Source organism: Pelagibius litoralis, assembly GCF_011683915.1.
GTDB lineage: Bacteria > Pseudomonadota > Alphaproteobacteria > Kiloniellales > Kiloniellaceae > Pelagibius > Pelagibius litoralis.
Map to the genome: position 1 here is coordinate 91,127 of NZ_JAAQPH010000007.1, position 14,387 is coordinate 105,513.

The following is a 14,387-nucleotide window of genomic DNA, read 5'->3' on the forward strand; positions in this document are numbered from 1 at the left end:
CGTCATGTTCTATCGCCGGCGACAGCATTCGTTCTTCCACTCTGCCAGACAGGATATTGCCCATGCTCGCGGTTCAGCTTCAGCGCCATGCCCGTCCCGACCTCGCCTGTGCCGCCGTCGAAGTGCCGGAACCGGGTGCCCCGGCGCCGGGTGAGGCGGTAGTGGCGATCCGCGCGGCGGCGATCAACCCGGCCGACCTTCTGATCTTCGAGGGACGCTATCCCGGTCCGGAAGAGCTGCCCGCCTTTGTCGGCATCGAGGGTGCGGGCGAGGTGGTCGCCGTGGGTGAAGGCGTGGATCTGGCGCCCGGCGATCATGTGCTGAGCCTCGGCCGGGCGAATTGGGCGGAAAAGGTGACGGGGCGGGCGGAGCAGTTCATCCGCATTCCCAAGTCGCTGGCCTGGCGCGATGCCGCGCAGTTGAAGGCCAATCCGCCTTCCGCGCATCTGATGCTGGAAGACTACATTGACCTGCAGCCCGGCGACTGGGTGGTGCAGAACGCGGCGAATTCCGCTGTCGGCCGTCACATCATACGCTTCGCCCGGGCGCGCGGCCTGAAGACCGCCAACATCGCGCGCCGCCCCGCCTTGATCGAGGAACTGAGTGCCCTGGGGGCCGATGTCGTCGTCACCGATGATGGCGACGTCCCCGCCAAGATCCGTGCGGCGGCAGGGGCCGAAGCACCGATCCGTCTGGGTATCGATGCCATCGGCGGCGACGCCACTCTGGCCTTGGCGGATACGCTGAGCGACGGCGGTACGGTGGTGAACTACGGCTTCATTTCCGGCGAGCCCTGCCGTATGTCTTCCTACCATACGGTCATTCACGGCCTCAGCCTGACCGGCTTCTGGCTGGTCGGTTACATGCGCTCGACCCCGCGCTTTGAGATCGAAGCGATGTATGCGGAAATGGCGCGGGCCTTTGAAGAGGGGGTGCTGATTTCGCCGGTAGAGGCGGAATATACTCTGGCGCAGACCGCCGAGGCGCTGGCCCATGCTCATGCCGAAGGTCGCGGCGGCAAGATTCTGCTGACGCCGAACGGACCGCTCTAGCCATCCTTCGAGACAGCCCCTTACGGGGCTTCCTCAGGATGAGGTCTTCAGTAATTGCAGGTAGTGAGCCTCATGCTGAGGAGGCGCTCCAAGCGTTTAGGGGGCGCCGTCTCGAAGCATGTCTGCGCCGAGTTCTCGACTTTGTCAGTGACCGGCCAGCTTACCTCAGCCGCCGGCGGCTTGCGCGCCGGGTGCGGCCGCGAAGGTATCTTTGTAGCGCTCACGCAACTGGTTCTTCTGCACCTTGCCCATGGTGTTGCGCGGCAGGTCGTCGACCAGGAAGATCCGCTTGGGTTGCTTGAAACGCGCCAGGTCGTCCTTCAAGGCTGCGGCGACATCGGTCTCGGTCAATTTGTGTTCACCGTCGCAGACCACGACGGCGGCAACCCCTTCGCCGAAGTCAGGGTGGGGCAGGCCGATGACGGCCGATTCCCGCACCCCCGCGAGGTCGTCGATCATCGCCTCTATCTCCTTGGGGTAGATATTGTAGCCGCCGGAGATGATGAGATCTTTGGACCGGCCGACGATGGAGACATAGCCGCGTTCATCAATCATGCCCAAGTCGCCGGTGATGAAGAAGCCATCGTCGCGCAGTTCCTCGCGGGTTTTCTCCGGCATGCGCCAATATCCTTTGAAGACATTGGGGCCGCGCACCTCTATGGCACCGACGCCCCCCGGGGGCAGAGCCTCTCCGCTGGCCGGGTCGGTAATCTTCACCTCGACGCCGGGCAGGGGGAAGCCGACGGTGCCGGCCCGCCTTTCCTCGTCGTAAGGGTTGGAGGTATTCATGCTGGTCTCCGTCATGCCGTAGCGTTCCAGGATCGCGTGTCCCGTACGCTCCGCCCAGAGCTTGTGTGTCTCCGCCAGCAGCGGTGCCGAGCCGGAGATGAAGACCCGCATCCCGGCGGTCGCTTCCCGGGTCAGGCCGGGGCAGTCGAGTAGCCGGACGTAGAAGGTCGGCACGCCCATCATCGCGGTCGCGCGCTGCATATCCTGCAGCACGGCTTCGGCATCGAAGCGGGCGTGGAAGATCACGCTGCCACCCGCCAATAGGGTGACGTTGGTGGCGACGAAAAGCCCATGGGTGTGGAAAATCGGCAGGGCGTGGATCAGCACGTCCTCGGCGGTAAAGCGCCAGGTCTGCTGCAGCACCTCGGCATTGGAAGCCAGGTTGCCGTGGGTCAGCATGGCCCCCTTGGAGCGGCCGGTGGTGCCGGAGGTATAGAGGATTGCCGCCAGGTCATCGGCGCCCCGCGCCGCGGCCTCGAAGCCGGGTACCTGTTCGTCGACCGCATCTTTCAGGCTGCCCTGGCCATCGGCGCCCAGGGTCAGGGTTTTGCCGACGCCGGCTTCCCCGGCGACGCTTTGAAGGCGGTCCAGCCTGGCGGGATCGCAGACGAAAATGCACGGCTCCGCATCGGTCAGGAAATAACGGACCTCTGCCGGTGTGTAAGCCGTGTTGAGGGGCAGGAAGACGCCGCCGGCCAGGATGGTGCCGAGGTAAAGCTGCAGGGCCGCGATGGACTTTTCAACCTGGACCGCCACGCGGTCGCCCGGCTGCAGGCCTGCCGCGACCAGGGCCTTGGCGTTGCGCTCCGCGCCGTCGAAAAGACCGCCGTAGGAGAGACCGGGGCGGCCCCCGGCCTCGGCGATCTCGGCGAAACGCGCCTCTTCGCGGCCAAGAGAGGCGGCCCGCAGACGGCTCAGGAGATGGTTTGCATCGTACATCCGCGTTATCCCCGCTTACTGCTTCTCAAAAGGCGCTGCACGGCGGAGGCAGCGGCAATGCTGCCGTCGTTGGCGTAGGCCTCGTGATTTTTCTCGATGTCTTTCAGGTCGTAGAGGTAGTTGACCATCACGCCCCAGGCGTTGGCACGGCCGCGGGTGCTGAGGTCGGCGGCCAGGTTGATGCGGTGCAGACTTGCGCCATTGCCGAGGTGGAAGCGGGCGACCGGGTCCCTGGCACCGCCGCGCGGTGCACGCGCCTCCAGCAAATAGACGGCGGCGAGCCCAAGCAGGTCCTCGCTGTCCGTTGCTTCCTCGTAGGATGCCAACTTCTCGACGAGGCTGTGCTGTTCCCCACTCAGCAAGCCATCGGATTCCTGGGTTTCCTGCTCCACCCAGCGCCGCAGGCCGGGGACGGGCGAGAGCGTGACGTAGGTCGTCAGGTTCTCGAACTCGCGCCGCAGTTCCTCCACCACCTGTTTGATCAGGAAGTTGCCGAAGGAAATGTTGCGCAGGCCCTTTTGGCAATTGGAGATCGAATAGAAAACGGCGGTGGTCGCCTTTGCGGGTTCCAGGGTAACCCGGTCCTCCGCCAGGATCGGTGTAATGGCGCCGGGTATTTCAGCGGTCAGGGCAACCTCGACGAAGATCAGCGGGTCATCGTTCAGGGCCGGATGAAAAAAGCCGTAGAGGCGGCGGTCGGGCGCGGCCACACGGCGGCGCAGGTCATCCCAGCCGGCGATTTCGTGGACCGCCTCGTAGGCAATGATCTTCTCCAGGATCTCGGCCGAGGTCGACCAGTCGATGCGCCGCAGTTCGAGGAATCCGCGGTTGAACCAGGAAGCGAGAAGATGCTGGAAGTCGGTATCGAGCGGCTGTAATTCCGGATCCTCCTGACTGGCATCCAGCAGATCGGCGCGCATGGCGACCAGCGCGCGGGTGCCGCCGGGTGCGCGGTTCAGCCTGCGCATCAATTCCTGGCTGCGCGGCTCTGAGGCGAAGTGAAGGGCCCGGCCGGCCGTCGGGCCTTGCTTGCGCCAAGCTGTCATGGCTTCAGCCAACGCCTTGCCGTCCACGTCGAAGCGGTCCTTGATCTCTCGGAAAAAGGCGACGCGGGAGGGCGCATCCAGCTTTGCGTAGGCATCGAAGATCTGTTGGGCGATAGCGAGGCCGGTGGCCTCGCCCTTGCCGCTCAGCAGATTTTCGCAGAGCGCCAGCGGGTCGCCGCCCTGGGCCTGCGATCCCAGCGCCAGGCTGCGGCCGACTTCGGCGATGCGCGAAAGCAGATCGTTCAGAATGCCGCCGCCGCTGATCATTGAATAGCAGGCCCCATAATGACGTTCGGCAGGCCTGTGACCAGGCCGGGAAAGACCGAAAGAATGACGATGGCGAGTACCATGCAGAACACGAAGGGCATCGACCCCTTAAGAATGGTCTTCAGGGAAATGTCCGGCGCAATGCCGTTAATCACATAGAGATTGAGGCCGACCGGCGGGGTAATCAAGCCGATCTCCATATTGATCGTCAAAATAACGGCGAACCAATAGGGATCGAAGCCGGCAGAGACCACAATGGGCAGCAGGATCGGCGCCGACATCAGGATGACGGCCACCGGCGGCAGGAAGAAACCGGCCACCAGCAGGAAGAGGTTGATGGCGATCATCAGGGTCCAGCGGTTCACGTCCAATGCGCCGATCCACTCGGCGATGGCTTGCGTCACGAAAAGGCTGGAGAGCATGTAGGAGAACACGCCGGCGGCGCCGATGATGAAGAGGATCATCACGCTCTCGCGGGTCGAATCTCGCAACACCGCCCAGAGCGCGGCGGGATTGTAGAGCCGGTAGATGATCACCGCGACGAGGACGCAGAGCAGTGCGCCGACGGCCGCCGTTTCCGAGGGGGTGGCGACGCCCCCGTAGAGCGCGTAGAGCACGCCCAGGATAATGGCGATGAAGGGCAGGACCCGGGGCAGCACCTCGAACTTCTGGGCCCAGCTGTAGCGTACCCGGCCCAGGGCCGTGTCGCCGGCGCCCTGACGCCAGGTGTCGAAGATCGACCAGGCCATGAACAGCGCGACGAGCAGCAGGCCGGGCACGACGCCCGCCAGGAACAGACGGCCGATGGAGGTCTCGGTCGAGATCCCGTAAACGATCATGGTGACCGAGGGCGGGATCAGGATGCCCAGCGTGCCGCCGGCGGCGATCGACCCGGCGGCGACCCCATCGGGATAGCCGCGCTTGCGCATCTCGGGAATGCCCATCTTGCCGATGGCCGCGCAGGTGGCGGGGGAAGAACCGGACATGGCGGCAAAGAGTGCGCAGGCGCCGAGGTTGGAGACCACCAGGCCGCCCGGCACCCGGGTCAGCCAGCGCTCCAGCGCTTCGTAGAGGTCGGCGCCGGCGCGGGTGGAGGAGATCGCAGCCCCCATGATGATGAACATGGGGATCGACAGCAGGGCGAAGTTGTCGAGCTTGCCGAAGAAGAGTTCCGGCAGCAGTTCCATGGAGCCGAAGCCGTCGAAGACGATGAGGAAGCCGGCGGAGACGATCAGCAGGCCGGCGGCGACCGACACGCCGGAAAACAGCACCAGTATCGTGAAGGCCGCGACGACCGCGCCGAGGACGAGGGGGTCCATCAGCCGTTCTCCCGGCCGATGACGACGGCAAAGAGGTCGGCGGCGAGCTGCAGGACGAAGAGCCCGAAACCGAGCGGGATCGCCAGATAGGGAATCCACAGGGAAACGCCCCAGACCGTGTCGGACTTCCAGTTGCGCTGAAAGGCGATGTGGAACAGCTCGAAGCCGTAGAAGGCGATGACCGCGGCCACGGCAATGGTCAGGGCCAGGGTGAACAGCGCCAGGGCCCGGCGCAGCGGCGGCGGCAGCAGCATGGGCAGCAGGTCGACGTTTACGTGGCCGCGCAGGCGCTGCACATAGGGCAGGCCGATCATGGTGGCGGCGATCATCAGGTAGACCACCATCTCGGTCTGCCAGATGGTCGAGGCGTTCATCACGAAGCGCATCCAGATCATCTGGCAGGTGATCAGCACCGAGATGAAGATCATCGTGGCGGCGGCGATACCGCAGAGGGTCGAGATAAAGCCTATGGCTTTCAGCAGGGGGCTTTCGGCGCGCTGCGACACCGGCTCGCTCATTTCGCCGCTCCGATTGCTTTGAGAAAGATACCGGCGGCGGGACCGCGCCCGCCGCCGGGTTTCGTGGCTGCCTTACTCGACCGTCAGGGCGAGATCGAGCAGTTCCTGGCCACCGGGGGTCTGTTCCACGAAGGCCTTGTAGGACGAGCCCTTGGCGATGTCGCGCCAGGCGGCGAAGTCCGCTTCGCTCATGGAGGCAATCTCGACACCGGCCTTCTTGAAGGCCTCGACGGAGGCGGCATCGGCCTTCTTGGCTTCTTCAAGATAGAAGGCTTCGGCCTTGGCGGCACCGGCCCGCAAGGCGGCCTGCTGTTCGGCGCTCAGGCCGTCGAAAGTCGACTTGTTCATCAACAGGGGCTGATACATGAACCAGAGGGCGACGTCGCCTGCCGGCGTGTAGCACTTCACCTGTTCGTAGAGCCGGTAGGATACGAAACTGGAGGACGAGGTGTTGGCGGCATCCAGCACGCCGGTCTGCATGGCGGAATAGATTTCCGACGACGGCATCGAGGTAATGGAGGCGCCGGCCGCGGCCAGCATCTGCTCGAAGGCCTTGCCGGCAGCGCGGGTCTGCAGGCCCTTCACGTCGTCGGGCGAGGTGATGCAGCCTTCCTTGCCGCTGAAGCCGCCGGCCAGATAGCCGTGCACCAGCACGATCACATCGTCGCCGGCCATGATCTCTTCCAGCTTCTTCATGAAGGGCGAGGCGGCGAGGCGGGCGCCGTGATCGTGGTTCTTCACCAAGCCGGGCATGAGGGTGAGGTTATAGGCTGGCTGCTGGCCGCCGGCATAGGACAGCGGCAGCACCGCCATGTCAAGGCGACCGCGGGTCAGCGGCGTGTACTGCTCGCGCGGTTTGAAGAGCGATTTGGACGGATAGATCTTGATGTCGAGATCGACATTGGCGGCGGCGACTTCCTTGGCAACGATCTCCGCCACCTTGTGGCGCACGTCGCTGGTCGACCACTGGTGGCTGAGTTTCAGCTCGGCGGCCTGGGCGGCGCCCAACGTCAGCGCGGTGGCGGCGGCTGCTAGAGTGCCGAGGGTGTATTTCTTGAGCATGGGTTCCTCCCGGGTTTTTGTCGCGGACTGGCTGCCCGCTTGTCTGGTCCAGGCATTTATGGGGCCCGGTACCGAAAGCTTGACTATCATCCAGTGAGTGCACAGTCAATCATCATGTATACATAATGCCGATTGTCGTATATTAGGTTTTCCGCTATGGTTCCCGCAGGATTCGCGGAAGAGAGAGTCATGGAAAAGCGCGGTGACCGGCTAAGGGACGTCCTGGAAGAGGAAATCCTCACGGGTGTCCTGCGCCCCGGCGACCGCCTGGAAGAGCTTCAGCTGGCCGAGCGTTTCGGGGTGTCGCGCACGCCGATCCGCGAGGCCCTGTTCCAGCTTTCCGCCGCCGGCCTGATCGAGCAGCGTCCGCGCCGCGGCACCTTCGTGGCCGAGGTCGGCCCGAAGCGGCTGATGGAAATGTTCGACGTGATGTCGGAGCTGGAGGCGATGTGCGCGCGCCTCGCCGCCCGACGCGCCACGCCGGAGGATCTGGCGGCGCTGCGCCGGGCGCATGACGGCTGTGCCGCGGCGGCCGAGCGCGGCGACTTTGACGGCTATTACTACGAGAACGAGATCTTTCACGAAAAGATCCGCGAGGCGAGCCGCAACGGTTTCCTGGTCGAACAGGCCGATGCCCTGCAGAAACGCCTGAAGGCCTACCGCCGCCTGCAGCTGCGCGCCCGCGACCGGTTGCGCGCTTCCTTCGAGGAACATGACGCTGTCATCGCGGCGATCGAGGCCGGCGATGCGGAGGCGGCGGGCGAAGCCATGCGCGGTCACGTGACCGTGCAGGGCGAACGCTTCGCCGACCTGCTGGCCTCCCTGGAAAGGCGTGAAGCCAAGAGCGCCTGAGTCGCAATGGCCCGGCGCGGCAAGGCGATACCTGCTTCCGCGGTTCCGACATATACTGACGAAAAGATCCTATTGGACCGGTTCCGGTCGTTCGGCCCAGCGATGTGAACAGCCGAGCTGCGGACGAAGCGGCCGTTCGCTGAATGGCAGCTTTCGGTGTGCGGCGGAAGGCGTTGCTCAGCCGACGCGCGAGCGGTGGTGCACTCGGACTGGCAGGCTTAATCTCTAGATTCCACTTTGTCGAGGAAACGACCTTCTCAGCGGCCGCCTCAAGTGGGCGGGTTGTCGCCCAAAGCACATACACACGTCGTCCTAGTCCGACGGAAGTAACGAGTATCGGGTATCGCAGTGGATCGCGCCGCCAGCCACCGTTTGTGTCCTTTCCAGTTTGATGCTGGTAGTATTGACAGCTTCAGACACGCGTCCAATCCGGGCCGGGTTCCGATCATGGCTCCGCCTGGCCTTCCTGCCCGACCGCAGCGTCCGCCTCCACTACGGGATCGTTGAAGGTCCAACGGGGCACCGTGCGCATGCGGTCAAGGCCGGCGAAGGTGCCCGCAAAGTCGGCGCTATCTGGAGAATCCTCACGGAGTGCAGCCTCGAACTCTTTACCAAAGCCGTCAAAGCTACCGGCATCCAACTCGCACAGGTGAATCTGGTTCCAGTCGATCTTCAGTTCCGGGTCACGGTAGAGCACTGCGGCTGTCTCCATCGCCCTGAATGTCCCAAACTTGTTCGCCCGGACAAGCTTTGCGGCGGCAGGGCCGCAATAATCCCGCATGACGTCTCTGTATTCGCCGAGATAGGCTGATTCCACCTGGATATATTCCAGCGACGCCTGCCGTTCGGGTCGATCGGCCGAGCCCTGCCAGTCGCGTGGCAGTACAAAGGACGAGGGGGTGGTCAGAAGAATCTCCGCGCGCAGCAGGCCCGTTTCGGTCGGTTGCGGCTTGACCACGAGGTCGAGGACGGCATCGGCAGGAACCATGTTGCGAAAGTAACTTAGCTCGAGATGGCTCCACACCGGCGCTTCCGCAGCGTTCTGAAAGACAGCGCGGTGCCGATAGAGCGCCTGCCCGAGGCATGTTTCCCCGAAGCGCGCCCAGTTGACGGCGCTGTCCTTTAGCGCGGTTTCCGCTCCGGGGTCCGGCGCCTGTATCGTCCGAGCAAGCACCACAAGGCGGTCTTCGGGCTCAATCCGGGCCAGATGCGCGTCGTAAACGGGATGGATGGTCTCAGCCATTGGACACTTTTCTAAGTACGGTTGGGTCTCGCAATAAGCGGGAAACCATCAACGGGTAGGCTTTCAAATTGCTGGATCGATCATTTTGCGCCCTCCTTATATGCTCGAATTGTCAGAAGTCCACACTCCGCGCCCAAAGACAATCATCAAGACCGGACGTTCGCTGCATCCTGACGAAGGAACAATTTGGGCTCGGCCCGGTCATCATGGCGACCGTCGGCAATGTCCACTCATGGCCGGCTCGCGTTGGCTGTGAGGGCCCCCAGGTCGATCCAGTCATCGTCGTTGCTACGCGCACCGGCATGGGGCGCCACTCGCGACCCGGAGCGGCCATTGAGCGGAATTGACAAGCCATGAACCAGCCGTAGTCTCCCCGTTATTTCTGTACACAATAATCATAATGGATCGGGAGGAGAACTGAATGAAGAAGCTGCAATTGCTCACGATCTGCGCGGCCTTCGCTCTAACAGCGTCAGAAGCCGCGGGTGGGGACGCCGCCGCCGGAGAAGCAAGGTATGCGGAAACCTGCATCAACTGCCACGGTAAGGCAGGCAAAGGTATGGCGAGTTTCCCGTCGATTATCGGCAGGGATGCAGACTACATTGCAGGTCGGCTGATGCAGTATCGCGCCAGAGAAATGGTGGGGCCCAATTCCGCCATCATGATGTCGTGGGCCGAAAAGTTGTCCGATGAAGAAATCGCCAATCTTGCTGACTATATTTCGACGACCTTTCAATAATCCAAAATCTGATGCGAACCCCGCCGGCGATACTGTGGATGACCGAGACCCGGTGCGCTGCCTGGTTTGCTGGCGTGAGGAGGCGGCCCATGCTTCGCATGACTTTCTGCGCCATCGCCGCAGGCGTTATCGCCCTAAACGCTTGGGCCCAGGACCAGGCGCCAAAGGACGAGGGTGCAGACTCCGAGGCGAGGGTCGCTGCGCCCGAGGACGGTGGCCCGCGACGCTGGCAAGTGGTGGCGCGCGATGCGTTAGAGATGCAAGCTTCGCCCGCGTTCGATGCGCCCGTGATCGGGATGCTCGCCGACGGCGCAATCCTCTCCAATTTCGGCTGCGAGCCTGCCGGAGACCAACTTTGGTGCAAGGTCCGCCCCCTCCACGGCCGGACCCGCGGCTATGTCGCGGCGGACTTTCTCCAGCCGGCGCGCGGTCCGGACGGGACCGTGCCGATGGGCGCCGACGACAGCGCGCTCCATGCGGGCCGAGGCGAGTTTGACGCAAGCGGCACTCTCCCCTGCGCGCAGGTACGCGGTCAACCGATGGGCCAGTGCGCGTTCGGTGTTGCGCGCGGCACTGGCGGCGATGCGACGGTTGTCGTGACGTTTTCCAACGGCTTCAAGCGCACGCTGTTCTTCGCGCATGGCATGTTCATCTCAGGGAATGCGACGATGTCCGGTACCGGCTTCGACACCGACTGGCGGACGGAGGGCGACCTCCATTTCATCCGAGTCGACGACCAACGCTACACGTTGCCGAACGCCGCAATTTTCGGCGGTTGAATTTAAGCGGACGGTACTAGCCCGCCCGCCACCTGTTTCCTCAGCGGCCTGATTTGCGACTCCGTCACGCGATGTTGAGCTAGGGCTGTCAATCCTCACCGACGAAAGCAGTTGAAGTGATTTCCACCTGAGTTACGATCTTCTCACCCGGACTCAAATGGGTACGAACCATAAAAACTATGGGAGGAATCTAAAGTGAGACGGAATCTGACTCTATGGTCGCTCAGTGCAATCGTTGCCTCGTCCATGTCTTACACGCCAGTTCTTGCAGACGGACATGCCAGCGCCCCCAGCCTCACGCACGCCACGGTTCTGTCCGGGCTGGATAGTCCGTGGGACATGGCCTTCCTGCCGGATGGAACCATGTTCTTTACGGAGAAGTGTCTTGGCCTGTCGGTTCGGCTCCCCTCCGGCGACGTCAGCGCCCTCTTGGGAATGACGGGGACTGACGGCTATCCGAGCACAGCGGACGACCTTTTCTGCGAGGGCCAGGCCGGAATGCAGGGCGTGGCCGTCGATCCGGATTTTGACGAGAACCGCCTCATCTATGTCTATTCGACATCCAGCAAGACGGCGCCGGGCAGCAATCGTCTAATGCGGTTGAAGGTGAGCGACGATCTCAGCGCGGTGTCGGACCGCACCGACATTATCGAGGACGTCCCCTATAAGCCGGAGGCCACCGATCATCCCTTCGGCGGTCCTGGTGCGCACAACGGGGGGCGCGTCCGCTTTGGCCCGGATGGTCACATCTACCTGACCACCGGGGACACCCATAACGGCGAGGTCCCGCAATCGCCGACGCTCCTCGGCGGCAAAGTGCTGCGCGTCGACCGGGACGGCAACGCGGTGGCGGACAACAATCCGCCGGAGGGCTACGACCCTCGTATCTTCACCTACGGCCACCGCAACGTGCAGGGCATTGCCTTCCGCCCAAGCGACGGTCAGCCGGTCGTGGCCGAGCACGGCCCCTGGCATTCCGACGAAATTACCGTGCTGGTGAACGGCGGCAACGGCGGATGGGATCCGCGCCCCAATATGGCCGGCCGTGGCGATTGTCCCGTAAACTATTGCGGCTATATGCCAAATCAGATGGACGGCATGGACCCGGCCGAACGGGTGAAATTCATGCCGATGACGGACACCGGTACCTACCCCGACGCGATGCCGCCGGCCTGGAACAACAATGGCCTCTCGCAGGGCACGTCCTCAGCCGCGTTTCTGAGCGGCGAGCAGTGGGGTGCCTGGGATGGCCGTCTGGTCGTCGGGATCATGGGCATCGGTTTCGGGGGAACCCCGCTCGGCATGCGCATCGACGTCATCGACCTCGCGGCGGATGGAATGTCCGCGAATGACGTCACGACGATGTCCTTGCCCATGGCGGCCGGCCGGTTCCGGTCGCTGGTTCAGGGGCCTGACGGCAGTCTCTATGCCGCTGTAGATCAAGGTGAAATCTATCAACTCACGCCGAACTAAGCCGATCTCAGCCGCGCTGTCCATGTGCAGTGCGGCTGAGTTCCCGAAACGACCAGAACGCCGAACAAAACACAAAGATCCTTGTTTCCAATCGCTTTGTTGCAGCGACCGTGCGCCGTCTCGCCCAGCTTTCAAACGGAAGTTGCCCTGAAGCGATGTCCATCACGACAGATTTTTGCCGGGGCGACGGAGACAGGCTGTGCTCTGCCCCGGCCGGTCGCTCAGCAGCAGGGTCCAGAGCACCGGGTCGGTGCCGCCCGGCGGGCCGCTGGTCAGCATCGTCACGAGATTTCGGGGCAGCCCGCGCCGCGATACCGGTGGTTTTCGCGGTCCGGTGCAGGCTCCTGCCGTCATCCAAAGTTTCTTGAGAATATTTCCAGTCATGGGTTTAGAATTGATAGTTCTTGCAAGGCATACAAACGCGAAGAACTCCAGGGCCCTTGAAGTTATCTCAAGTACAGGAAATTACGATGCGGCGACTACCGTCCCTCAGAGGAATACAGGCTTTCGAGGCCGTGGCCCGCTTCGGCAATCTGGCGGGCGCAGCAGATTTTCTCGGCATCACCGGCAGCGCCGTCAGCCACCGGATTCGGGGCTTGGAGAAGGAATTGGGCGTGCAACTGCTGCAGCGGTCGCCGAGGGGGCTCACTTTGACCGACGCGGGGCGCCGCTACCGCGGCGGCGTGGAGACGGCCTTTGCCGGTCTGGCGCAGGCGACGTCGGATCTGTTGGGGGCCGACGCCTCCCGGCCGCTCACCATCAGCCTTACCTCGGAGATCGGCATTCGCTGGTTGATGCCGCGCTTCCATCGCTTCAGAGCGCGGCATCCCGATATCGATACGGCAATCCTGAGCACCTACGAGGTTGTGGATATGCAGGCCGGCGCCGCCGACCTGGCGCTGCGCTACGGCGACGGACGATGGGAGGGGGTGGAGGCCGAGCCGATCCTGGAGTTCGCCGTCTCGCCGGTTTGCACCCCCGCTGTGAAGGAGGAAATCGCCGGGCTTTCCCCTGCCGAGGCTCTGGCCAGGCAGACCATCATTCGTGAAGACGACAAGGACTGGAAACTGTGGCGCGAAGCTGCCGGCATTGAAGGTTTCAAGCCGTCGCGGCAATTGCAGTTCCTTGACTATTCGATGGCCGTGACCGCGGCGGTGGAAGGTCACGGCATTCTGCTGGGATATTCCGGCTATCTCGAAAAGGAGATCGCTGCGGGGCTTCTGACCTATCCCTTCGACATCAGCGTGCCGACCGGCAAGGGCTACCATCTGGTCTATCGCCGCGACCGTCTTGCCGATCCCCGGGTGCGGGCCTTCAGAGACTGGGTCTTGTCGGAAACCGCCGAGCCGGATCCTGCAGGCGGCGTCTAGAGCAGATCCCGGTCGGATGGAATCGCCAGAGGCGATCCATCGACGGGGTGAATCTGCTCTAACTGTTTAATGTCGATCGGATTCACGTGTTTTGACGCAACCACACAGTGGTTCCGTCAAAACATGATCCGATCTTGAGCGTTTTCGACTTACGTCGAATCGGGTCCAGCCCGCTCTCCCTCCCCTACCCAACGCCAGTATCCTATGGGTAGCCGGGAGGGGGAGCGGGCCGGTGCCGTTAAACTGTGAAAGAGTCTAGTGTCCCCAGGATACGGCGACCTTGCGGGCCAGTTCCTGATTGAACAGCCGCTCCATGGAGGCGCCGAGCGTGGGCGTGCGCTGGATCGCTTTGCGCAGGGCATCGCGCGGCCAGGCGATGTATTCCGTGCCGGTTCTGGCGTGAACGGTCGCCGTCGCCGCTCCGCCGATGAGGAAGGAAACCTCACCGATGAAAACGCCGGGCCCGGAGGCGAAGCTTCTGCCGTCTTTTTCGATCTCGACCTGCCCGCCGGTGACGAAGTAGAGGCTGGGGACAGCCTCGCCTTGCCGGGTCAGTTCCACGGACCGGTCTGCCGTGTGCCACTCCGCCATCTGCATCAGGCGCCGGAACTCCCCCGGGCTCAGAACTTTCAGGATGTTGAGAAAGGATTCGTCGTTCCGGTCGCCGGGCCTTTGCCGCCGGTCGAGCAGCAGCCGGATGATCCCGATCAGGCCGGCCGTCGCCAGGACGGAGGACCAGAAGATCGCCCCCAGAAGCGGCTGTTCGGGATGAAAATAATAGAACGGGATATAGAGTAGATTCCCGGCCAGAACGAAACAGCGCAGCATCAATTGCCCGCGGTTCAAAAAACCGAAAACCTGGAGCAGCGCAGCGGCATGCACCAGCAGGCCCGCGTCCCAGGCAAGATCAAATTCCTGCATTCCCACCCCTTTCCAAGC

14 protein-coding genes are annotated in these 14,387 nt (G+C 63.3%); 6 read left to right on the forward strand and 8 right to left on the reverse strand.

The features are described from left to right. Positions 1–62: 62 nt before the first annotated feature. Positions 63–1,052 (forward strand): zinc-dependent alcohol dehydrogenase family protein, encoded by a 990-nt coding sequence (locus HBA54_RS10910; RefSeq protein WP_167224349.1) that lies wholly within the window; start codon positions 63–65, stop codon positions 1,050–1,052. Between the two features lie 165 nt (positions 1,053–1,217). Here HBA54_RS10910 and HBA54_RS10915 read toward each other — a convergent pair whose 3' ends face one another. From HBA54_RS10915 to dctP, 5 genes are all read right to left on the reverse strand, one after another. Beyond that, positions 1,218–2,780, reverse strand: coding sequence for a malonate--CoA ligase (locus HBA54_RS10915; protein WP_167224351.1), 1,563 nt, complete (start codon positions 2,778–2,780; stop codon positions 1,218–1,220). Between the two features lie 5 nt (positions 2,781–2,785). Next, positions 2,786–4,093, reverse strand: a complete 1,308-nt coding sequence (locus HBA54_RS10920; RefSeq protein ID WP_167224353.1) for a malonyl-CoA decarboxylase — start codon at positions 4,091–4,093, stop codon at positions 2,786–2,788. Next, positions 4,090–5,412 (reverse strand): TRAP transporter large permease, encoded by a 1,323-nt coding sequence (locus tag HBA54_RS10925; RefSeq protein WP_167224356.1) that lies wholly within the window; start codon positions 5,410–5,412, stop codon positions 4,090–4,092. Before HBA54_RS10925 ends, HBA54_RS10920 begins: the two co-directional genes overlap by 4 nt. After that, positions 5,412–5,930 (reverse strand): TRAP transporter small permease, encoded by a 519-nt coding sequence (locus tag HBA54_RS10930; protein ID WP_167224358.1) that lies wholly within the window; start codon positions 5,928–5,930, stop codon positions 5,412–5,414. The genes HBA54_RS10925 and HBA54_RS10930 overlap by 1 nt, the downstream gene beginning before the upstream one ends. A 72-nt stretch (positions 5,931–6,002) precedes the next feature. Next, a complete protein-coding gene (dctP, locus tag HBA54_RS10935) occupies positions 6,003–6,992 on the reverse strand; it encodes a TRAP transporter substrate-binding protein DctP (protein WP_167224360.1) in 990 nt (329 codons plus the stop codon). 189 nt (positions 6,993–7,181) lie between these two features. Between dctP and HBA54_RS10940 the strand changes: the two genes are divergently transcribed. Further along, positions 7,182–7,844, forward strand: a complete 663-nt coding sequence (locus tag HBA54_RS10940; protein ID WP_167224362.1) for a GntR family transcriptional regulator — start codon at positions 7,182–7,184, stop codon at positions 7,842–7,844. Positions 7,845–8,289: 445 nt separating this feature from the next. Here HBA54_RS10940 and HBA54_RS10945 read toward each other — a convergent pair whose 3' ends face one another. Further along, complete coding sequence (locus tag HBA54_RS10945) at positions 8,290–9,087, reverse strand: hypothetical protein (RefSeq protein WP_167224364.1); 798 nt, start codon at positions 9,085–9,087, stop codon at positions 8,290–8,292. A 421-nt stretch (positions 9,088–9,508) separates the two neighbouring features. On the opposite strand from HBA54_RS10945, the gene HBA54_RS10950 reads away from it, so the two are divergent. The 3 genes from HBA54_RS10950 to HBA54_RS10960 all read left to right on the forward strand — a co-directional run bounded on the left by HBA54_RS10950 (position 9,509) and on the right by HBA54_RS10960 (position 12,078). Continuing rightward, positions 9,509–9,826, forward strand: a complete 318-nt coding sequence (locus tag HBA54_RS10950; protein WP_167224366.1) for a c-type cytochrome — start codon at positions 9,509–9,511, stop codon at positions 9,824–9,826. An 89-nt stretch (positions 9,827–9,915) separates the two neighbouring features. Beyond that, the gene (locus HBA54_RS10955) at positions 9,916–10,605 is read left to right on the forward strand and encodes an SH3 domain-containing protein (RefSeq protein ID WP_167224368.1); all 690 of its coding nucleotides are present in this window, start codon (positions 9,916–9,918) and stop codon (positions 10,603–10,605) included. A gap of 246 nt (positions 10,606–10,851) precedes the next feature. After that, positions 10,852–12,078 carry a PQQ-dependent sugar dehydrogenase gene (locus tag HBA54_RS10960; protein WP_167224600.1) on the forward strand — a complete coding sequence of 409 codons (1,227 nt, stop codon included), beginning with the start codon at positions 10,852–10,854 and terminating at the stop codon, positions 12,076–12,078. 162 nt (positions 12,079–12,240) lie between these two features. Here HBA54_RS10960 and HBA54_RS10965 read toward each other — a convergent pair whose 3' ends face one another. Beyond that, positions 12,241–12,432 (reverse strand): hypothetical protein, encoded by a 192-nt coding sequence (locus HBA54_RS10965; RefSeq protein ID WP_167224370.1) that lies wholly within the window; start codon positions 12,430–12,432, stop codon positions 12,241–12,243. A 116-nt stretch (positions 12,433–12,548) separates the two neighbouring features. On the opposite strand from HBA54_RS10965, the gene HBA54_RS10970 reads away from it, so the two are divergent. Then, positions 12,549–13,448, forward strand: coding sequence for a LysR substrate-binding domain-containing protein (locus HBA54_RS10970; RefSeq protein WP_167224372.1), 900 nt, complete (start codon positions 12,549–12,551; stop codon positions 13,446–13,448). Between the two features lie 255 nt (positions 13,449–13,703). Here the strand turns inward: HBA54_RS10970 and HBA54_RS10975 are convergent, their stop codons facing one another. Continuing rightward, a complete protein-coding gene (locus tag HBA54_RS10975; RefSeq protein WP_167224374.1) occupies positions 13,704–14,369 on the reverse strand; it encodes a cyclic nucleotide-binding domain-containing protein in 666 nt (221 codons plus the stop codon). Between the last annotated feature and the right edge of the window lie 18 nt (positions 14,370–14,387).